This is a genomic window from Collinsella sp. LCP21S3_A9, from assembly GCF_052118785.1.
GTDB lineage: Bacteria > Actinomycetota > Coriobacteriia > Coriobacteriales > Coriobacteriaceae > Collinsella.
Window position 1 is genome coordinate 90,212 of record NZ_JBQKGN010000007.1, and the last position, 20,818, is coordinate 111,029.

A 20,818-nucleotide genomic window follows, 5' to 3' on the forward strand; every position below is an offset into this window, starting at 1 on the left:
ATGCCCTACTCGCCTGCCTTGACGACCATAGAGGCGAAGTCGGCAGCCTTGAGCGAAGCGCCGCCCACGAGGGCGCCGTCAACGTCGGGCTTGGCAACAAGCTCAGCGATGTTGGCGGGCTTGGCGGAGCCACCATAAAGAACGCGGATGCCGTTGGCGAGCTCCTCGCCGAACATCTCCTTGAGGGTCTCACGGATAGCGCCGCAGACCTCCTGAGCGTCCTCGGCGGTAGCGGTCTTGCCGGTGCCGATGGCCCAGATGGGCTCGTAGGCGACGACGACCTGCTTGGGGCAGGTGATCTCAAGACCCTCGAGACCAGCCTTGACCTGGTTCACGACATGCTCGACATAGGTGCCGGCCTCGCGAACCTCAAGGGACTCACCGCAGCAGAAGACGGGAACAAGACCGGCGGCAACGAGAGCCTTAGCCTTCTTGTTCTGGTCCTCATCGGTCTCGTGGAAGTAGTCACGACGCTCGGAGTGACCGATGATGCAGTAGGTGCAGCCAGCGGACTTGAGCATGTCGCAAGAGGACTCACCGGTGAAGGCACCCTTGGCCTCCCAGTACACGTTCTGTGCACCGAGGGCGATGGGGGCAGCCTGAATGCGGTCATGAACCGTAGTAATGTCGATGGTCGGAGGGCAGACGAGCACCTCGACGCCAGCCGGCACCTCGGGCAGAGCCTGGGCCAGCTCGTCGGCGAGCTTGGCAGCCTCGGCGACGTCGTTGTTCATCTTCCAGTTACCAGCGATAAGAAGGGTGCGATTAGGCATCGAGAAGCGCCTCCACTCCGGGCAGGGCCTTACCCTCGACGAGCTCCATGGAAGCGCCACCGCCGGTGGAGATCCAGCTCATCTTGTCGGCCAGGTTAAACTTGTTGACGGCTGCGACGGAATCGCCACCACCGATGATCGAGGTGCAATCAGCCTCGGCGACGGCCTCGGCGATAGCCTGGGTGCCGTGAGCGAAGTTGTCGAACTCAAAGACGCCCATGGGGCCATTCCAGAATACGGTCTTGGCGCCCTTGACGGCCTCGGCGTAGAGCTCCTCGGTCTTGGGGCCGATGTCCATGCCCTCACGGTCGTCGGGGATAGCGTCGGAAGCGACAACCTCGGGGACAGCGTCCTCGCCAAAGTGGTCGGCAACACGGTTGTCGATGGGGAGCAGGATCTTGACGCCCTTCTCCTCGGCCTTCTTGAGCATCTCGCCAGCGCGCTCGACCCAGTCCTCTTCCTTGAGGGACTGACCGACGGTCATGCCCTGAGCCAGGAAGAAGGTATAGGCCATGCCGCCACCGATAATCAGGGTGTCGGCGGAGTCGATAAGGTGATCGAGAACGCCGATCTTGGAGGAAACCTTGGAACCGCCGACGATGGCGACGAAGGGACGCTCGGGCTCGGCGAAGATACCGGTCAGCGTGTCGACCTCCTTCTCCAGAAGGAAGCCAGCGACTGCGGGCAGGTAAGCGGCGGGACCCACGACGGAACCCTGGGCGCGGTGAGCGGTACCGAAGGCGTCGAGAACGAAGACGTCGCCATAGGAAGCGAGGGTCTTGGCGATCTCGGGATCGTTCTTCTTCTCACGCTTGTCAAAACGGACGTTCTCGAGAACGAGGACCTTGCCCGGCTCGACGGCGGCGACGGCCTCGGCGGCCTTCTCGCCATAAGTGTCGGCGACAAAAGCAACATCGAGACCAGAGAGCTCGGCGAGCTTCTTGGCGACGGGCTCGAGGGAAAGCTCGGGCTGGAAGCCGGTGCCCTCGGGACGGCCGAGGTGGCTCATGAGGATAACGCGAGCATTGTGCTCAACGAGATAGTTGATGGTGGGCAGGGCAGCCTTGATACGGGTGGTGTCGCCAACGACGCCATCCTTGATAGGCACGTTGAAGTCAACGCGGACGAGAACGCGCTTGCCGTCGACATCGATGTCGCGGACGGTCTTCTTGGTAAAGGCCATGTTTGCTTCTACCTTTCGTACGTGTCTGCCTCCCATTACGGCAGACGATTTCTTATAAAAAGGGCGCGACCTTAGGGTGTAAGCCCTATAAGGCCGCGCCCTTTTTTAGACGCTCAACGAGCTATTCGCTAAAAGCCAAATTAAGCAACGAACTTCTCGAAGTACTTGATGGTGCGGACCATCTGAGAGGTGTAGGAGTTCTCGTTGTCGTACCAAGAGGTAACCTGAACGAGGGTCTGGCCGTTGCCGAGGTCAGAGCACATGGTCTGAGTGGCGTCGAAGATGGAGCCATGGGTCTCGCCGATGATATCGGTGGAGACGATGTCGTCCTCGTTGTAAGCGAAGGTCTCGGAGATGGTGGCAGCGTAGGCCTTCATAGCGGCGTTGACCTCGTCGGCGGTAACCTTCTTGTCAACGACAGCGTAGAGGTTGGTGAGGGAGCCGGTCGGCGTCGGGACGCGCTGGGCGGCACCGATGAGCTTACCGTTGAGCTCGGGGAGAACCAGGCCGATAGCCTTGGCAGCACCGGTGGTGTTGGGGACGATGTTGACGGCGCAGGCGCGGCTACGACGCTTGTTGCCCTTGCGCTGCGGGCCGTCGAGCGGCATCTGGTCGCCAGTCCAGGCGTGAATGGTGGTCATGATGCCGGACACGATGGGAGCGAAGTCGTTCAGACCCTTGGCCATCGGGGCGAGGCAGTTGGTGGTGCAGGAAGCAGCGGAGATGATGTTGTCCTCAGCGGTCAGCGTCTCATGGTTGACGTTGTACACGATGGTGGGCAGATCGCTGCCGGCCGGAGCGGAGATGACGACCTTCTTGGCACCAGCGTTGATGTGGGCCTGAGCCTTAGCCTTGCTGGTGTAGAAGCCAGTGCACTCGAGAACGACGTCGACGTCGAGGTCGCCCCAAGGCAGGTTGTTGGCGTCGGCCTCCTTGTAGATCTTGATCTCCTTGCCGTCAACGGTGATGGAATCCTCGCCAGCGACGACCTCGTGATCGCGAGCATAGTTGCCCTGCGTGGAGTCGTACTTCAGCAGGTAAGCGAGCATATCGGGAGAGGTGAGGTCGTTGATAGCGACGATCTCGGAGCCCTCATGACCGAACATCTGACGGAAGGCCAGACGACCGATGCGACCGAAGCCGTTAATAGCAACCTTTACTGCCATTGTGTCTCCTTTCGTAAGGCCCCCGCAAGCTACAGCGCCCGCCGTTGAGGCCCACAAACTAACCACTCGCCTAATATACCTTTTTTTTGACTTGAATTTCACGAGAATGCTCGAAATTGAAAATCAAATTTGCTTTAAAACGTTTTAAAGCATAAAACAGCAGTTCAAGTACTATATAAACTGCCGCTTTAAACTACCTGTTCGCTTCAATGAGCTTTTCAAGACGCAAAACACGGTGATATAGGGCCGACTTTGACAAAGGAGGGTCGGCCATCTCCCCCAAATCTCGCAGTGAGAGATCGGGATAGCGCTCACGTAAGTCACAAAAGGCCGCCAAGGCATCCGGGAGCACATCGCGCATGCCGCGTCGCTCAAGCTCCTCGATAAGCGCGAGCTGATGTTGGGCAGCGCCGGCGCTTCTCGTCTGGTTGGCCAGCTCAGCATTCACGCGACGATTTACGTCGTTTTTCACCAACTTGACCGCACGGGCTTCCTCGATTTCGGCAACGCTGCGCTTGGCACCAATCAATTTGAGCAAATGCTCAATCTCCTCGGCGCTCTTGATGTACACGGCATATGATCCTCGCCGGGCGTTGACGCGTGCATGAACCCCGACCTGCCCCAACAGGTCGCAAAGCCCCTTGGCGTATTGTTCGCCCTGCACCGCAATCTCCAGGTGAAAATCGCCACGCGGGTCTGCCACAAAGCCGCCGGCAATCAAAGCGCCGCGAATGTAGGCGAGCCTGCAGCAGGGCCGGGCGACGATATGGCGCGGCACACCGGCGACGAGCCCTCCCCTGCGGTCGAGAATGCCCAGCAGAACCAAAGCCTTATCGAGGTCGGGCTGGTCGGGCAAGGTGATGAGATAGTTTCGCACCTTATGCAAGACCGACTTGCGAACGGTAAACTCCGTTTTGAGCTTGAGGATGCGGTGCGTCAGCGTAATCATCGTGCGTGCAACGGCACCCGTCTCGGTCGCAACCGTCAAACGGTACCGACCAGAGCCCGCTAGCGAAAGCGTGCCACTCACACGTGTAAGAGCGGCAAGTGTCGACAGATCGCAATATTCACATTCGGGTTCGCAGCGCGCAAGCTCGTCACGCACCTCGGCGGTAAACGACATTCAAACCTATGCTTTCGTATTGGCACGCGACAAGTCGCGGTGAGAAATGCTCACGTGATACTGAGCACCTTCCAGGTATCGGGCCGTAGCCTCTGCAATGGCAACGCTGCGGTGCTGGCCGCCCGTACAGCCGATGGCAATGGAAAGCTGCGGCTTGCCCTCCGCGATATAACCCGGCATGACCGTATCGAGCAACTGCGTCCAAACCTTCCAGAACTCCTGCGTCTTGGGATGGTCCAGGACAAAGTCGGAGACCTTCTTATCGAGGCCGGTCAACGTGCGCATCTCGGGGTCGTAGAATGGATTAGGCAGGAAGCGAACATCGATCATGATGTCTGCCTCGACGGGCATACCATGCTTAAAGCCAAATGAGAAGACGTGGACGTCCATGAGCTGCTGGTCGGACAGCTCTGAAAAAGCCGCACGCAGCTTATTGCGTAAAGCAGAGGTACGAAGGCGGCTCGTATCGATGATCATATCGGCTCGGTCGCGCACGCCCTGGAGTTGTAAACGCTCACGCTGGATGGCGTCGGCCGTGGTCTCCCCCGGCTTCGCAATGGGATGGCGGCGGCGGTTTTCGCTGTAGCGGCGAATCAGCACCTCATCAGATGCATCGAGAAACACAATGTCACAGCTCATCTCGCGCTCTTCCAAGGCGGCAACGGCGTCAAGCAGCTCATCAAACAGGCCTTGGCTGCGAAGGTCACAGGTAACAGCAAGATGTCTACCCACACCCGTATTGATGCCAACAAGCTCTGCGAGCTGCGCAATCAGGCGCGGAGGCAGGTTGTCGATACAAAAATAGCCCATGTCCTCAAACACATGCATGGCTTGCGTTCGGCCCGATCCGGACATTCCGGTGATGATGACGATATCGGGAATGCGCTCCGTGCGCTCCGCCGCATCCATGGCATCTCCCTTTTGCATGTGCTGCCTCCTAAAATAAGCGCAGGACCCGGCCAGCGGATCCCGCGCGATCAATTGCCTTAATTGAGTATACCGCCCCAAGCGGATACGAGGCCCGTCTTACGCCTCAAGCGCAGCCTTGAACCAACTCGTAATACTTGTGGGGTGCGTAATGGCAGTGCCAACGACAACGGCCCAGGCGCCGGCGTCAATCGCGGCGCGAGCCTCCTCGGGCGTATGCACACGACCCTCGCAAATAATGGGAAGACCGGGGAACTCCTCGGTTGCCTGGCGCAAAAGCGGCAGGTCGGGGCCGTCTGCCATGGTGCAATCGATGGCGGCGACGCCATGCGAAAGCGTAGTGGAAACCAAATCGAAGCCCATGTCGACCGCGCGGCGGATATCCTCGATCGTGGCGCAGTCCGCCATCAGAAGCACGCCCTCCTCGTGCAGCGGACGAAAAGTGTCCTCGAGCGACTTGCCATCGGGGCGCGGACGATCGGTGGCGTCAATCGCCACGATGTCAGCACCGGCAGCAACGCAGGCGCGGGCGTGACGCAGCGTCGGCGTGATGTAAACGCCCTCGTGTCCATCCTTCCACAGGCCGATGACAGGAACCTCACAACGACCCTTAATGGCAGCAATGTCGGCAAGGCCCTGGCAACGAATGGCGGCGGCGCCACCGAGTTCGCAAGCGCGAGACATTTGAGCCATGGTCTCGGGCGTACGAAGCGGCTCGCCCATATACGCCTGAACGCTCACGATGAGCTTACCCTTCAGGGATTGAATTAAAGGATCGACGGTCATAAGGCTATAACCTTTCTCAGAACAGCCTCCCGAGGCGTGTCGTCTCGGGAGGCTCCTACAGCAGATACGTTTACTTTAACGAGGCAAGAAGATGCTCGGCGGCACCGATAAGCGGTGCGTCGCCCTCCAGAGAACCGATGAGGATCGGCGTGTCCTGAAGCGGATCGAGCGCCTGGCTGGCATAGCCCTCGTGTACCGAATCCTTCCACGTCTGCGAACGCCAATCGGGTCCCTGGTGAATTACGCCACCCGAAAGCACGATGACCTCTGGATCCAGAATGTTGGCGAGCGAGCCCAAGCTAGCGCCCAATGCAAAGCCGGCATCGTGGATGACCTCGGTCGCCTTTGCGTCACCCGCGCGGCACAGGTCGTTCACGTCGCGGCCAACCGAGGGACGGCTGGGGTCAACACGACCGAAGCGCTCGTCGTACATGCGCCCAATCGACGTACCCGAAGCCACCGACTCCAGATGGCCGGAACGCCCGCAGGCGCAGGGAATGCCGGCGGCAGCCGAGCACTCGATGTGGCCCATATGGCCGGCAGCACCATGGAAGCCCTGCATCACACGGCCGTTCTCGACATATGCGCCTCCGATACCCGTGCCGATGCCCAGACACAAGACGGAGAACTTGCCCTTGCCGACGCCCCAATGGGCCTCACCCAGAGCATGAGCCTGCACGTCGCCTACAACGGCAACGGGAAGACCGAGGTCCTCGCGCAGACGCGGCCCCAACTGAACGCCGGACCAGCCGGGCATGATCTCATTGGCATACGCGATGGCGCCCGTCTTGGGATCGACGACGCCAGCGGCACCGATACCGACGCCAAGGACCTCGACATCGGGATTCGCCTCGAGAGCGGCCTTGATGGACGCCTCGATACGCTGGAAGACGGCCTCACCGCCCTCTTGGGCCTCGGTGGGAACCTCAGCCTCAAATACGGGATGGGGCACGCCGCCATCAGCCGGATATTCCATAATGGCGGTCGCAATCTTGGTGCCACCGATATCAACGGAGCAGATGTACTTGTTCTCCATGTCGCTCTCCTTAGGAGATAAAAACAACTACAGGAAATAAAGGCGGTGTTATCGCCGCAGCTTGCTAAAGGCTTCCCGAGTGCCCGGGGTTGGGGTGAAAGCGGTCGGGCATTGACCTAATGGGTCACGCTCGATCGCTTGAGCCCCAAGATCGGGTGCCCGGGAAAGCTTTACAGGAGACCGTTGTCCTGGAGGACCTTCCTAATCGCCTCGACGTTCTCGCCGGTCATGGCCTTCACCGGGCGCGGCATGGTCGGGCTGTCGAAAATGCCCATGAGGTTCATAGCGGTCTTGAAGGCGCCAACGCCACCGGCATAGCCCTGGACGCCCGAGGTGACGTCCCAGATGTGCGAAATCTCATTGAGGCGATCCTGCTCGGCTTTGACGGTAGCCCAGTCACCAGCCTGAGCGGCCTTCCACTGACGCACGTAGCCCTCGGGCTCAACGTTGGCGAGCCCCGGGACAGAGCCGTCGGCGCCACCAAGGTAGGCACCGTCGACGACGACTTCATGGCCGGTGAGGATGCTCATCGGATGGCCGTTCTTCTCGTTCTCCTGAACGAGGTAGCGGAACGAGACGTCGTCACCCGAGGAATCCTTGACGCCAGCAAGGACGCCCTCGGCGCCGAGCTTTGCAAGGAGCTTCCAGGGGAGCTTGGTGTGAACGCACACGGGAATGTCATAGGCAAAGATGGGCAGGTCGAGCTCCTCGTGCAGGATGCGGAAATGCTCCTCGACCTCGGTCATGCCCTGCAGGGCATAGAACGGGCAGGTGGCGACGAGCGCATCGGCGCCCAGCTCCTGAGCAACCTTACCGTGCTCAATCATGCGCTCGGTCTCGGTATCGATGATGCCGACCAGAACAGGAACGCGGTGGTCGACGATTCGAACGGCCTCGGCGATGATCTGTCGACGACGCTCGTCGGTGGAGAAAACGACCTCACCCGAAGAGCCCAGGAAGAACAGGCCATCGACGCCGGCGTCGATCATGCGGTTGATGCTGCGCTCAAAGGAGGCAACGTCGAGCTGGTGATCTTCGGTATCGGGAACAACGACGGGAGGAATTACGCCGGTGAATTTCTGAGTTGCCACAAGAATCTCCTTAGTTGTCTGGCGGGTGGCCCTATGCCGCCCACTCTTGTTGGCAGTGTCCAGGCCGTCTAGGCCAAAGAACACAGGTAGAACGCTTGGTTAAAGAAGTCGACGACTTCGTTTTCGAACGCATTGATGCGTTCGTGAGCATATTTGGCATAGATAATATGCCTCCGGTCACACTCAAGACCGTTGAATACGGCAAACTGGCCCTTGGGATCGCTCACGGCATCCATGAGCGATGTACCCATGAGTACCGATCCGCGCACCCGAGACGACAGCGCTTCGAGGCCGCCGGGAAGCGGATTGGCAACCGCCGTGCAGGCAAGGCCCCGCTCGTCCAGAGCAGAAACCGCCAGCGCGACTCCACCGCCAAGGCCCTCGCCCCATGCAAAGATGCGGTCGGGGTCCATGCCGTCAAGATTGCGCGCGACCTTTGCCATTGCACAGCCCCAGCGGACGCGTTCAACAAAAACGGGCGAGGTAACCCCCTGCCTCAGCTCGCTGAGCCCAATCACATCGTCGTCCAGCGCAAGCACGGCATATCCCATGGCGGCAAACCTCGTCATGTGATGCCATCCACGTACGGGTCGGTCGATGTCGTGAAACATCAGGCATAGCGGCACAAGCTCGGATGCCCGGGCGCAACCTGAGGGCTCAATCAAACGGCCGTGTACGACTTCCCCGGCAAGTTCAAAGGAAACCTCGGAGTAGCGCGCGCACGGATTGGCGAAATCGATCGCCGTGACAGTCAGTCCGCAAACCTCAAGGTCCGAAGCGGCTGCCTCCAACTCGGAAACATCCGCCAAGGCATCGCCGCGCCAATCACGGAAATCGGAGAGCCTTGACGAAACCGTCCCAGAGATCCCCGCAAGCTCGGGGTCAATCAGCTCATTGACATTGCTCTCGCACTTAGACATGAGCCTCCCCTTCCTTGCAGAAAAACGGAATGATCAGATCGTCAAAATCCTGAATCTCCTCGTGGCCAAAACCCTCAAAGAACTCATGGCGCTTCTCACAGGTCAGGTTATTGTAGACCGCAAACTGCGTCGCCGGTGGACAGACGATATCAGCCGTTCCCGTGCCAAACAGCACGGGGCATTTGACCATGGGGGCAAAGTTCTTGGAATCGAAATACGCCAGCTTGGCATAGGCCTCGTCAATACGAGTCGAGTCCTCGTCAAACCAGCGAGACCAATAGCGCAGGCCCTCGTAGGCAATGTCGTCGGCATCCAAATCCCAGACCAGGCGGAAATCCGACAGGAAAGGATAGAGGATGGCGGCACGATTGATAAGCTCGCTGTTAAGCGCGCAGGTCGCAATGCCCAAGCCACCGCCCTGCGACGCACCGTTCACAAAAACACGGGCAAGATCGATGCCCTCGAGCTCGCGAACAATGCGGCACAGAATGCGGATATCCTGATGCAAGCGTACGTAGTAGAGATTGGCCGGGTCGCCGTCGATACCGGCAACGATATGCCCGGCAACCGTTGTGCCTTCAAATCCACCAATATCCTCGGAGGGGCCACCCTGACCGGGGCAGTCGAGGGCGACAAGTGCCATGCCCATACCCGCAAACGATGCCTGCTCGAACCAACTGCGGCTTGCGCCCGGATAGCCGTGGAACTGTAGCACCAGCGGCACGGACTCGTCCGAAACCGGCTTGAGATACTTGGCATGCAGGCGGGCGCCACACATGCCGGTATACCAGAGGTCAAAAAACTGGCAGGTCGCAGCATCGGCAATCGATGCCGCCTCGACCGAATAGTCGATCTCGACGGCGTCAGCCTCGGCCATGCGGTCGTTCCAAAAGAGATCGAAATCTGATGGACGAGGCATGGCGCCCCGATAACCACCAAATTGCTGTTGTAGCTCCTGAGCGCTTGGCATGGCTCGTGAACCCAACCTTTCGAAATCGCAACGAGGGTGCGCCCGGCAAGGGAGCCGGGCGCACAGGAGGGAAAGCGAACCTACTCGCCAAGCTTGGGATGCAGCAGCGACGGCGCAGCACCGAGCAGCATCTTGGTGTAGGGGTCCTGCGGGTTCTGGAAGACCTGCTTGGCCTCGCCCTGCTCGACGATCTTGCCGCCGTTCATGACGATGATGTCGTCAGAGATGTAGCGGACCGTCTGGATGTCATGGCTAATGAACACCATAGCCAGGCCGAGCTCCTTCTTAAGATCGGTCAACAGGTTGAGGATCTGTGCGCGGACCGAAACGTCCAGAGCCGAGGTGGGCTCGTCGGCGATGATGGCGTCAGGGTTCAACGACAGGGCACGGGCAATTGCCACGCGCTGGCGCTGACCGCCCGAAAGCTGGCCGGGAAGAACCTCGGCGGCAGAGCTGGGCAGACCGGTGAGTTCCAGGAGTTCCTTAACGCGCTTCTCCTGCTCGGCCTCGGTACCCAGGTTGTGGACGCGCATGGGATCGAGCAGCTGCTCACGAACGACCATGCGAGGGTTGAGTGCCGTCGCGGGATTCTGGAACACGACCGAGATGACGCGGCCCATGTGACGACGATCCTCGGCAGTACGCTTGGTGACGTCCTTGCCCTTAAAGTAGACCTTGCCACTCGTGGGGGCCTGCAGGCCGCACATGACATTAGCAGTGGTGGACTTGCCGCAACCGGACTCGCCGACGATGCCGATCGTCTGACCGGGCATGAGCTTAATGGTCACGCCTTGGACGGCATGAACCAGATTGGGGTGCAGGATCGAACCGGTACGGGTCCTAAAGGTGACGTGGACATCGTCAAGGAAGATAATCGGCTCGACGCCGTTGACCGCAGTCTCGCTCATCTACATCACCTCCGCATGAGGGGTCAAACCATTTGCCTTGAGCACCTCATCGGGGAGCTCGGAATAGAAGTGCTCGGTGCCGGGCACGCGCTTGAAGACCGGACGGGTGTCCAGGCCGATGTGCGGATGGCTTGAGCGGGGCGCGAAGCGATCGCCCTTGGGGAAATCGCGCGGGCTGGGGACGGCGCCGGGCACCTGGTGCAGGCGGCCCGAACCGCTCTCGATGGACAGAACGGAGCCCAGAAGACCGCGGGTGTACTCGTGAATCGGGTTGGTGAGCAGCTCCTTGGTGGGCGCCTGCTCGATAACCTGACCGGCGTACATAACCGTGATGTTATGGGCGACCTCGGCGACCAACGCCAGGTCATGCGAAACGAAGATCATGGCAAAGCCGAGCTTGGCCTGAAGATCGTTGAGCAGCTTAATGACCTGCTTTTGGACGGTAACGTCCAGAGCGGTCGTGGGCTCGTCGCAGATGACCAGCTTGGGGTCGCGGGTAAGGGCCATAGCGATCAGAACGCGCTGACGCTGTCCGCCGGAAAGCTCGTGCGGATAGCTCTCGAGCGTGCGCTTGGGATCGAGGCCGACGAGCTCCAGGAGCTCCTCGGCGCTGCGGGTGCCGCCGCGCTTGGTGAGCTGCTTCATCTGGGCGGAGATGAGCATAGAAGGGTTGAGCGAGGACAGGGCGTCCTGATAGACCATGGCGATATCGGTACCGCGCAGGCCGAACCACTCCTTCTTGCTCATCTTGAGCAGGTCACGACCCTCCCAGAGGACCTCGCCGGAAAGATGCTCGTCCTCATCGGTCAGGCCCATGATGGCCAGCGTGGTGATGGACTTACCGCAGCCGGACTCGCCTACCAGGCCCATGGTCTGGCCGGGACGGACGTCAAAGTTGACATGGTCGACCACGTTGATATCGCCGTGGTGCTCAAACTGGATGCAGAAATCGCGGACCGAAAGAATCGGCTCAACGGACTCATCGGGCACATGGCGGTCGTTACGCTTGAGCTCGACATCGCGCAGGGCGCCAAGACGGGCGGACAGGGACTGGGCCTGCTCCTTGTAGGCGCGAACGGGGTCGGAGACCAGCAGGTCGGCCTCGCGGCGCTTGGAGGAATCGGTCGGATCCAGGGCGGCGGAAGGAGCAGCGGCCATAGCGTCGGTAATGCCCTCGGAGAGGATGTTGAGCGCCAGGCAGGTGATCATGATGGCCAGACCCGGGAACAGCGCCTGCCACCAACGACCGGCGAGCACGCCACCGCGGGCGTCGGCGAGGATGTTGCCCCACGTAGCAGTGGGCTCCTGGATGCCAGCGCCGATAAAGGTCAGCGAAGCCTCGAAGATGATGGCATCGGCGACCAGGGTGACGGTGAAGACCATGATCGGGGCAATGCAGTTACGAAGAACGTGCTTGATCAGAATCCACGGAGCCTTGGCTCCGGAGACGATGACCGCGCGGACATAGTCCTCACCGTACTCGGATACGATGTTGGCACGCACGATACGGGCGATCTGCGGGGTGTACATAAAGCCGATCGCAAAGATAATCGACGGCACGGAGTTGCCCAGGATGGAAACGAAGACGGCTGCGAGGGCGATACCCGGGACAGACATGATGATGTCCAGGATGCGCATAATCGTCTCGGAGACGGCCTTGCGCGAAACCGCAGCAAGAGCACCGACAACGGAGCCACAGACCAGAGCCATAGCGGTAGCACCAAAGCCGATGATCAGCGAGTAACGGCCACCGTAGAGCATACGCGAAAGGATGTCACGGCCCTTGTCGTCGGTTCCGAAGATAAACCCGTTGCCGGGAGCCTGGCGAGCCGTAAAGATCTCGACCGGGCTATAGGGGGCAAGCAGGGGGGCAAGAATCGCAGTCAGGGCGACCAGCACCAGCACGATGGCGGCAATCTTAGAAGACAGCGTCATCTTCTTCCAGCCACCGAGCTTGAGCCCCTTGGAGGCAGCCTTCTCGAGCTGCTCGGTTTGCTTCTCTCGAATCTTTACCATAATCTACACCGTCCTGATGCGCGGGTTGATGAGCAGGTAGAGCATGTCAACCACGATGTTGATGATGATGAAGGCAAGAGCAACGACGATGACGACGCCCTGAACCAGGTTCGCCTCGTTGCCCTGAACGCCCTGCAGGATCGCAGTACCCATGCCGGGGAGGTTGAAGATGACCTCGATGACGACGGCGCCGCCCATGAGATAGCCAATCTTAAGACCGAGGGTGGTGACCGGGGTGATCAGCGCGTTGCGAAGAACGTTGATGCCGACGACGACCTTCTCGGGAACGCCGGCGCCGCGAGCCATACGGACATAGTCCTTGTCGAGCTCCTCGACCATGGCGGTACGCACGATACGAGTCATCTGACCCGTCAGCGGAAATGCCAAGGCGATGGCGGGCATGATCATGCGTCCCAGATAGCCAGCCGGATTCGTGGTGAAGTGCGGCAGGGCGCCCGATGCCGGGAGTACCTTAAGGTAGGAGGAGAACAGCAGGATCAACAGAACGGCAAGCCAGAACGACGGGGTTGCCAAGCCGGCGATGGAAAAGACGCGGATTACTTGGTCCGGCCATTTATCGCGATACAGTGCCGCGATGACGCCGAGCAAAAACGATACGACCGCACCGATGGCAAGACCGATGAAGGTCAGCTGCATCGTGACGGGTAGGGCCGTGGAGATGCGCTTGGCAACGGAGTTGCGAGCAGCACCATAGGTGCCCATGTCGCCATGGATCAAATTGCCCATATAGCGCACGTAGCGCACGGGCCAGGGGTCGTCCAGACCATACTTCTCATGGTACTCGGCAACCGCCTCGGGCGAGGCACCGTCACCCAACGCCGTGTAGGCGGGGTCGGTCTTGGAGAACGACATAAGGAAGAACACCAGGACGGTGACGCCCAATGCCATGATCGGCAGCGCCACGAGACGCCTTCCAATCAAACGTAGAAAGTTGTTCACGTTCTCTCCCCTTTCTTTTGTCGGTAGGACCAACTGGTATATGAGTACGGATACTCATTACAAGACCCGAGCGACATCGTTGCCGCCCGGGTCTTTGTTTCAACTATGAGGATACGGTCCCAACGGCCGACATCCTGCATATAGACTCAAGCGAGTCTTACGCCTTGACGGTCGCGACACCCTTAAAGGACATGCTCGTCGTGCCGATGCCCTTGAAGCCATCGAGGGCCTCGCCGTTGGGCGCAGTGGACGGATCGTTCCAGGAAGCGGAGACGGTCTTAACGTGGACAACGGGGTACAGAACGGCGTTGTCGGCGATGATGTCGAAGCACTCGTTCCACTTCTTCTGCTGCTCGTCGCCCTCGGCGGCAAGAGCCTCGTCCATAAGGCCGTGGAGCTTCTGCCACTCAGCGGACTCCTTCCACGGGCAACGGGTCTGCATCCAGACGTTGTCGCCGTACCACCAGTTGAGCAGCAGGTCGGGGTCTGCGCCGAAGCAGGAAGGATCGCCAGGGGCAAGGAGGATATCGTAGGCCTCGCCGCCGTCGATGGCAGCATAGGTGGCCGGCGAGGTATCGGTCTGGATGGTCACATCGAAGCCGAGAGCGTCGAGGTCGTTCTTGACCTGGGCAGCCATACCCTTGATCTGCTCGTTATCGGTGGTGCGCAGGGTAATGGCGCCCGGGGTGATACCGGACTCCTCGATAAGCTTCTTGGCCTTCTTGGCGTCGGTCTTGTACACCGTGGAGGCCTCATGATAGTTGGTGAAGCTCTTGGGCAGGTAGCAGCTGGCAGCGGTAGCAAGGCCGGCGAAGGTGTTGCTGATCATCTTCTCGGTGTCGAGCGCATACATGACAGCCTGACGGACCTTGACGTCGTTCCAAGGCTCCTTGGCGACGTTGAACATGATGAAGCGGGTGCCGAAGCCCTGGACGTTGTCGATCTTGCAGCCAGCGCCCTCGAGCTGGTCGACGGCGTCAGCGGTAACGAGCTCCATGACGAGCGTGGAGCCTTCCTGCTGAGCGGTGACGCGAGCGGTGGGGTCGGTCAGGATGCTGTACTGGATCTTCTTATCCTCGGCAGCATACTCACCGTTGTACTCGGGGTTGGGAACCAGGGTGATCTCGGTATCGGAGATAGAATCGTACATCCAGGGGCCGGAGCCGATCGGCTGCTTGGCGCGATCCTCCTCGCTCTGAGCGGCAGGAGTAACGCGAATGATGGCCAGACGATCCTTGAGCAGGGAGAAGTTGGGGACCTTGGTCTTGACCGTCACGGTGCTGGCATCCTTGGCCTCGATGGACTCGAAAGGCTGGAAGAACGGAGCGTAGGTGGCAGAAGCGGCGCAAGCGGTGTAGGAGGCGACGACGTCGTCAGCGGTAACCTCGGTGCCATCGGAGAATTTGGCGCCCTTGCGGATGGTGACCTCGAAGGTGGTGTCGTCCACGGACTTGGGATCATCGGTGGCGAGCTCGTTGAAAGTGCTGTAGTCGTGGTAATCGATGCCGTAGAGGCCCTCGACGACGTGCCAGTTAGCGCCCAGGCCCACGGCGGAGCCGGTGCTGGCGGGGTCGAAGCTGGACGGAGCGTAAGCGGAACCGGCGGTGATCACGCCGCCGCCACGGTTGGCGGAATCGGCGGGAGCGGAACCCTCGTCGCTAGAGCTGCCACCGCAGCCAGTGAGACCAAAGCCGGCGACAGCAGCGACGCTGCCGGTGAGGCCAAGGAACGAACGCCTGGACATACCCTTATTGATGATGGCCATGTCTTCTCCTATCAATAGAGAATCTTACCCGGGGGCACCTAAACTTGCCCCCGCGCAACTTGCGGACGATATATACCTTACCTACCGACAAACCCAACTGAGGTGCCGCGCTCGGCGACCGATACATACATACGCTTGAACGGTATTTACTACCGTTCACCGAATTCGTTGACAAACGATACAGCAGACAGTATGTATCGGCGAGGTGAGATATCAGTCTTCGTCAACCCGCAGGATAGCAGGGTTTTCGCTTGGGTTAGTCAAACGTTTTAGCGTTAATAAAACCCGAAACCAGCAGGCAATCATGGCGAAATAAATGGTTGAAAATCGCGCAATCATGTATATCAGTTGTTTATGCTCGTGTTTAGCTATCGGAATGGCCAGCCGCGGCCTCGGCGCGCTCGGCATTCCATGCAACGAGCGCCTCGTGGACCGCCTTGGCAACATCGGCAGGTATGCCGCGAACTTCCGCGATCTCTTGCTCACTCGCCGCGCGCAACCGCTTCATCGAGCCAAAATGGCGCATAATTGCACGTTTTCTAGTGGGTCCCACGCCTGGAACGTCATCGAGTACCGAGACCGTCATGGCTTTATCGCGCAATTCGCGATGGAACGTGATGGCAAAACGGTGCGATTCGTCGCGCACCTGCTTGATGAGATAGAGCGACGCAGACCCGGTTGGAAGTACGACAGGAGTCTCGTCCCAAGGCACGAAAACCTCCTCATCGGCCTTTGCCAAACCACAAACTGGTATATCGAGCCCAAGGGCCTCAAGTTGCTTAATTGCAGCCGTCAATTGCGGCTTGCCGCCGTCGACAACGAGCAAATCGGGGCGCGAGCCAAAACGTTCGTCGCCCATCCGCTCGGGAGCATAGCGACGCCCCAAAACCTCGGACATCGAAACGAAGTCGTTCGCCTCGTCCAATTCGGCCTGGATTTTAAAGCGGCGGTATTGGCTCTTGTCGGCGTGGCCGTTGGTAAACACCACCATCGAGGCAACCGTAAAGGTGCCATGAAGCGTAGAGATATCGAAGCACTCGATTCGCATTGGCGGCGCAGGTAGCGCCAAGGCGCTCTCAAGCTCCAGGAGCGCTCGATTGGTGCGATCGTCGGCGTATCCCGTGCGCATCATATAACGCATGAGGGCATGACGCGCATTTTTAGATGCCATATCGAGCAACCGGTGTTTTTCGCCGCGCTGAGGCCTATGGAGATGACAGGAACGCTCGCGCTTGTCCGAAAGCCACTCCCCTAGCGCCTCCGCATCCTCAAGCTCGACGGAAAGGTTCACCTCGGCTGGAATATCAGCCGTCTCGTCGTAATAGCGCTTGAGAAAGCCCGACTGAAGCTCCTCTTCATCGACATCCAGGCCCTTATCGAGAATGAACTCACAGGTTCGAACCGTTCGCCCCTCGCGCACAACAAACACGCAGGCGGCCGAAATGGTCTCTTCTCGATAGAAACCAATCACATCGAGATCGACACTCGACGGAAAAACGACCTGCTGTCGGTCGTCCAGGCCCCTAATAACTTCCAAGCGACGCTTGACGCGCGCCGCCCGCTCAAAATCGAGCGCTTCGGCGGCGTCCGTCATCTCGGATGTAAGCTCATCAACGACATCTTTACGATGGCCCGACAAAAATCGCTCGACGCGTTTAACGTTTTTAGCATAGTCGGCTGGAGAGATCGCACCGACGCATGCCCCCGGACCGCGGCCAACATGGAAGTCAAAGCAGGGACGCCCGTTTTGAGCGCAAATCATATTGACGATATCTTCTTCGCCCTTGTGGGACTCGACGATACGGCGGCATCGACGCCATTCCGCACAAGAAGCCGAGCAGATCGGGATTACCTTGCGCAGCGTATCAATGGTCTCGCGCGCCGCGCGGCTGTCGGTATAGGGACCAAAATAACGCGTTCCCGGCTTATGACGCTCACGAGTATATTTAATAGCTGGGAACAGATCGCTCTTGGTGATAGCGATAAAGGGATAGCTCTTATCGTCCTTAAGGTCGACATTAAAGTACGGATGGTATTGACCGATCAGGTTGCGCTCGAGCACCAGCGCCTCGTGCTCGTTCTCGACAACGATATAGTCAAAGCTCGCAACCAGCTGCATCATCAGTGGAATCTTTTGGCGCTCGTCCTGCAACGTCACATATTGACGCATGCGCGAGCGCAGATTTTTAGCCTTGCCAACGTAAATGACATCGCCCTTGGCATCTTTCCAAAGGTAGCAGCCAGGCTGCATGGGCACACGCGAAACCTGTTCGGCAAGCGTTGGAATGTTGTCATGACCTGCCACGACTGCCTACCTGCGGCGAAGAAGCGCGGAGACCTCAGGCATCTTTAGAAGGACGGCAAGGCCAAAAGTCACGGCAAGTGAAACCATGCCCGCGATGCAAACATAGCCCAAGGTAATAAGAATCGATCCGCCAAGCGCTCCGACAAAACTCTCGAGCGCCCACAAAACGCCGGCACCCGCTGCGGCACCCAGGCCGCCGAGCAAAAGGCCATAGAAGCAGCCGTGCAGAATAGATTTAACCTGAAGACCCTGCAGACGACGACGCAGCCACCACAGCGAACAGCCGACCAGAATCACATAGTCGACAACATACGACATCGCAATCGCAGGCATGCCATAGCCCAGCACCACACCAAACAGCAGAACCGAACCAGCCTGACCGATAGCAGAGTATAGGCAATAGCGGCTATAGGGCTTCATGTCGAGCAACGCCGAGAAGCTCTTCTGCATCAACACGACCACGCCGTAGAGCGGCAGGGAGAGCGCCAGATAAACCAGAAACTCGGACACAAGCGCCACACCCGACTCGTCGAACTTGCCGGCGCAATAAATCATGTTGAGCGGACGGGCAAACACAATGAGATATAGCGCGAAAGGAATCAGGAAGAAGAGCATCTGGGCCACGCCGCGCGAGATACCAACGCGCACGCTGTCATAATCCTTTTCCTGGGCATCGTGCGAAAGCTCGGTATAAAGCGCCGTCGAGAGCGAGGCGGCTATCAAGGCATAAGGCAGTGTGTACCAAAGGCGCGCATAGGCAATTACAGAAGGACCGGTCTCGGGCTGCACCACCAGCGCGGCTGCGTTGGTAATGGAAGTCGACACGAACATGCATACCGTAGCGAGCAACGTCGGGACGCCGAGCGCGAGCGTCTGTCGCAGTGCAGGATCCTTAAAGTCGATATGAATATGAGGCCGGACACCATGCTTACCGAGTGCGGGAATCTGGCACGCCATCTGGACAAAAACGCCAAGCGTCGTGCCGAGCGAAATCAAAACGACGCCCGCTTGCTCACCAAAGCAGGCAGATACGGGAGCGAAGCCCATAAAACTCGCAATGACAATCACATTGTTGAGTACCGGGGCGAACGTCGACCAAAAGTAGTCACGATGCGCGTTAAGAACGCCCGAGAACACCGAGCCCAAGCCGTAGAACAAAATCTGAATGGCAAAGAAACGGAACATGAATGCAGCGGTATCCATGCTTCCGCCATCGCCCGAAAGGAACGACTGCGTCCAGATAAAGCCCGGAGCAAACACGGTGCCCAACACCGAAATGCCGCCCAGCAGCAAAAGCAGGATGCCGAGCAGATTACCTACGTATTCGTTTGAGGCGTCGCGACCCTGCTCACGACGCACGCCCATGTACACCGGCAAAAAGGCGGTAACCAACATACCGCCCATCACGAGCTCATAGAGCATATTGGGCAGGTTGTTGGCGACCTGATAGGAAGACGAAAGCAGCGACATGCCGATGGCGGCAGCCATAGCCCAAGTACGGATAAACCCGGTGACGCGCGACACAATGGTCAGTGCAGTCATGAGGCCGGCAGAGCGGCCAACCGTAGAGTAGTCCGACGAGCCCATATCATCTACGTCGTCCTGTGATTGGGGGCTGACTTCAGTGTGTTGTCGAGAATCAACCTCGATATCAGGCTCATCGATTATCGCGAAGGGGTCGTCGACCAAAACGGCATCATCGGCAGAAAAAGCTCCGTCAACAGGCGTGACATCGTTGTCAAACGAAGCGTCATCGTTAGCTACGGCATTATTACCAAACACCGTGTCAACTTCCCTGGCGGCAGCGGTTCGACCAGAAAACGACAAAGGACCCCAATCATCGTCCTCAACAGCAACGCCCTCGACCGGATCGGTCGAGCCGAGCGGTGACCACTCGTCATCCAAAAGCAACTGCTCGCCATCACCGTCGGTTGCAGGCCTCGCGGGACGATCGGCTGGGACACCCTGCAGTGCGCCCTTTCCCTGAGCCGCCATCAAAAACACCGCCGTCTCATCGGGACGCGGCGCACGAGACGCCCCGGCGTCAGGCATCCGTCCGGCACGGGATTGAGCCGCGGCCAAAAACACCGCCGTCTCATCGGGGCGAGCCGAAGAGAGAATCGTGCGGGGAGGCACCGTACCGGCACCGGCGGCACGCAAATACACAGCCGTCTCCCCTGGATCTGCAGCAACGGACCAAGCGTTTCGAATCTGGTCATCGACCGAAGAAGCCTCAGGCGCGGGCGTCTGAGAAGCCGAACCCTTTGCAAAGTGAGCTCCGCGCTTCGATTCTTCCTGCGGCATCGCTCAGTCCTCTCTCGTGATCGGGGCAACCGTCGCCCCGCAAAATGCAACTAAGTCGTCGGGGGCAAGCTCAAGTTGATAGCCACGCTTACCGCCTGAGATAAAAATGGTATCCCAAAGGACGCATGTCTCATCGATCAGCGTCCGAAAGCGTTTTTTCATGCCGACTGGACTGCAGCCGCCCCGGACATACCCCGTCGCGGCAAGCAAGTCCTTGACATGCATCATGGTCAGCGACTTTTCACCAGCGGCGCGCGCGGCGGCCTTTAGGTCAAGCTCGTCGGCAACGGGAAGACAGCACACAACGTGTTCGTTGGACGGCGTCACGCAAACCAAGGTCTTAAACCCCTGGCCAGGCTCCTCGCCAAGTTGTTCCAAAATTGCAACGCCTAAACCCACCGACTCATCGCCATCGTCTTCATACGTATGGAGAATATAGGAGATGCCGGCGTTTTCCAGCTCGCGCATCGCATTGGTTTTCGGCGTCTTTGCAGCCTTTGCCATGGCATGTCCCTTCCCTCGCATTCGAACGTAACGCCTAAGTATATGTCCAATTTAGCCGCATACGTCATCTCGACACACAGA

At 59.1% G+C, this 20,818-nt stretch carries 17 protein-coding genes; all 17 read right to left on the reverse strand.

Annotation, left to right across the window (positions count from 1 at the left end; all coding sequences use genetic code 11):
• Positions 1–5 precede the first annotated feature (5 nt).
• Positions 6–773, reverse strand: coding sequence for a triose-phosphate isomerase (gene tpiA / locus ACTQ05_RS04610; RefSeq protein WP_154517452.1), 768 nt, complete (start codon positions 771–773; stop codon positions 6–8).
• On the reverse strand, positions 766–1,956 hold the full coding sequence (locus tag ACTQ05_RS04615; protein ID WP_304212190.1) for a phosphoglycerate kinase: 1,191 nt from the start codon (positions 1,954–1,956) through the stop codon (positions 766–768). The genes tpiA and ACTQ05_RS04615 overlap by 8 nt, the downstream gene beginning before the upstream one ends.
• 140 nt (positions 1,957–2,096) lie before the next feature.
• On the reverse strand, positions 2,097–3,122 hold the full coding sequence (gene gap, locus ACTQ05_RS04620) for a type I glyceraldehyde-3-phosphate dehydrogenase (protein ID WP_154517458.1): 1,026 nt from the start codon (positions 3,120–3,122) through the stop codon (positions 2,097–2,099).
• Positions 3,123–3,315: 193 nt separating this feature from the next.
• The gene (gene whiA / locus ACTQ05_RS04625; protein WP_441048567.1) at positions 3,316–4,245 is read right to left on the reverse strand and encodes a DNA-binding protein WhiA; all 930 of its coding nucleotides are present in this window, start codon (positions 4,243–4,245) and stop codon (positions 3,316–3,318) included.
• Between the two features lie 6 nt (positions 4,246–4,251).
• Positions 4,252–5,172: an RNase adapter RapZ gene (gene rapZ, locus ACTQ05_RS04630; protein ID WP_427718645.1), complete on the reverse strand. Its 921-nt coding sequence runs from the start codon at positions 5,170–5,172 to the stop codon at positions 4,252–4,254.
• A gap of 99 nt (positions 5,173–5,271) precedes the next feature.
• A complete protein-coding gene (locus ACTQ05_RS04635) occupies positions 5,272–5,958 on the reverse strand; it encodes an N-acetylmannosamine-6-phosphate 2-epimerase (RefSeq protein ID WP_154517496.1) in 687 nt (228 codons plus the stop codon).
• Positions 5,959–6,028: 70 nt separating this feature from the next.
• Positions 6,029–6,994, reverse strand: coding sequence for an ROK family protein (locus ACTQ05_RS04640; protein ID WP_427728775.1), 966 nt, complete (start codon positions 6,992–6,994; stop codon positions 6,029–6,031).
• Positions 6,995–7,164: 170 nt separating this feature from the next.
• Positions 7,165–8,085 carry a dihydrodipicolinate synthase family protein gene (locus ACTQ05_RS04645; RefSeq protein ID WP_427718650.1) on the reverse strand — a complete coding sequence of 307 codons (921 nt, stop codon included), beginning with the start codon at positions 8,083–8,085 and terminating at the stop codon, positions 7,165–7,167.
• A 68-nt stretch (positions 8,086–8,153) separates the two neighbouring features.
• On the reverse strand, positions 8,154–9,005 hold the full coding sequence (locus tag ACTQ05_RS04650; RefSeq protein WP_441538128.1) for an acetylxylan esterase: 852 nt from the start codon (positions 9,003–9,005) through the stop codon (positions 8,154–8,156).
• Positions 8,998–9,975 carry an acetylxylan esterase gene (locus ACTQ05_RS04655; protein ID WP_427728772.1) on the reverse strand — a complete coding sequence of 326 codons (978 nt, stop codon included), beginning with the start codon at positions 9,973–9,975 and terminating at the stop codon, positions 8,998–9,000. The genes ACTQ05_RS04650 and ACTQ05_RS04655 overlap by 8 nt, the downstream gene beginning before the upstream one ends.
• An 80-nt stretch (positions 9,976–10,055) precedes the next feature.
• Complete coding sequence (locus ACTQ05_RS04660) at positions 10,056–10,883, reverse strand: ABC transporter ATP-binding protein (protein WP_154517508.1); 828 nt, start codon at positions 10,881–10,883, stop codon at positions 10,056–10,058.
• Positions 10,884–12,899 (reverse strand): dipeptide/oligopeptide/nickel ABC transporter permease/ATP-binding protein, encoded by a 2,016-nt coding sequence (locus ACTQ05_RS04665; protein WP_154517511.1) that lies wholly within the window; start codon positions 12,897–12,899, stop codon positions 10,884–10,886. It abuts the gene before it with no gap.
• Between the two features lie 3 nt (positions 12,900–12,902).
• Complete coding sequence (locus ACTQ05_RS04670; RefSeq protein ID WP_370450641.1) at positions 12,903–13,859, reverse strand: ABC transporter permease; 957 nt, start codon at positions 13,857–13,859, stop codon at positions 12,903–12,905.
• Between the two features lie 157 nt (positions 13,860–14,016).
• Entirely contained in the window at positions 14,017–15,624 is a 1,608-nt protein-coding gene (locus tag ACTQ05_RS04675) for an ABC transporter substrate-binding protein (protein WP_427718660.1), read from the reverse strand.
• 364 nt (positions 15,625–15,988) lie between these two features.
• The gene (gene uvrC, locus ACTQ05_RS04680; protein ID WP_427728785.1) at positions 15,989–17,875 is read right to left on the reverse strand and encodes an excinuclease ABC subunit UvrC; all 1,887 of its coding nucleotides are present in this window, start codon (positions 17,873–17,875) and stop codon (positions 15,989–15,991) included.
• A gap of 60 nt (positions 17,876–17,935) precedes the next feature.
• Positions 17,936–20,233: a murein biosynthesis integral membrane protein MurJ gene (murJ, locus tag ACTQ05_RS04685; protein WP_441064043.1), complete on the reverse strand. Its 2,298-nt coding sequence runs from the start codon at positions 20,231–20,233 to the stop codon at positions 17,936–17,938.
• Between the two features lie 3 nt (positions 20,234–20,236).
• Entirely contained in the window at positions 20,237–20,737 is a 501-nt protein-coding gene (gene ybaK / locus ACTQ05_RS04690; RefSeq protein WP_154517518.1) for a Cys-tRNA(Pro) deacylase, read from the reverse strand.
• Between the last annotated feature and the right edge of the window lie 81 nt (positions 20,738–20,818).

Coding starts and splice junctions, on each gene's coding strand:
- ACTQ05_RS04635 (WP_154517496.1), bottom strand. CDS start 5,958: ATGACCGTCGATCCTTTAATTCAATCCCTGAAGGGTAAGCTCATCGTG.
- gap (WP_154517458.1), bottom strand. CDS start 3,122: ATGGCAGTAAAGGTTGCTATTAACGGCTTCGGTCGCATCGGTCGTCTG.
- ACTQ05_RS04650 (WP_441538128.1), bottom strand. CDS start 9,005: ATGTCTAAGTGCGAGAGCAATGTCAATGAGCTGATTGACCCCGAGCTT.
- ACTQ05_RS04665 (WP_154517511.1), bottom strand. CDS start 12,899: ATGGTAAAGATTCGAGAGAAGCAAACCGAGCAGCTCGAGAAGGCTGCC.
- ACTQ05_RS04640 (WP_427728775.1), bottom strand. CDS start 6,994: ATGGAGAACAAGTACATCTGCTCCGTTGATATCGGTGGCACCAAGATT.
- ACTQ05_RS04660 (WP_154517508.1), bottom strand. CDS start 10,883: ATGAGCGAGACTGCGGTCAACGGCGTCGAGCCGATTATCTTCCTTGAC.
- uvrC (WP_427728785.1), bottom strand. CDS start 17,875: ATGCAGCCTGGCTGCTACCTTTGGAAAGATGCCAAGGGCGATGTCATT.
- rapZ (WP_427718645.1), bottom strand. CDS start 5,172: ATGCAAAAGGGAGATGCCATGGATGCGGCGGAGCGCACGGAGCGCATT.
- ACTQ05_RS04655 (WP_427728772.1), bottom strand. CDS start 9,975: ATGCCAAGCGCTCAGGAGCTACAACAGCAATTTGGTGGTTATCGGGGC.
- ACTQ05_RS04615 (WP_304212190.1), bottom strand. CDS start 1,956: ATGGCCTTTACCAAGAAGACCGTCCGCGACATCGATGTCGACGGCAAG.
- tpiA (WP_154517452.1), bottom strand. CDS start 773: ATGCCTAATCGCACCCTTCTTATCGCTGGTAACTGGAAGATGAACAAC.
- whiA (WP_441048567.1), bottom strand. CDS start 4,245: ATGTCGTTTACCGCCGAGGTGCGTGACGAGCTTGCGCGCTGCGAACCC.
- murJ (WP_441064043.1), bottom strand. CDS start 20,233: ATGCCGCAGGAAGAATCGAAGCGCGGAGCTCACTTTGCAAAGGGTTCG.
- ACTQ05_RS04675 (WP_427718660.1), bottom strand. CDS start 15,624: ATGGCCATCATCAATAAGGGTATGTCCAGGCGTTCGTTCCTTGGCCTC.
- ybaK (WP_154517518.1), bottom strand. CDS start 20,737: ATGGCAAAGGCTGCAAAGACGCCGAAAACCAATGCGATGCGCGAGCTG.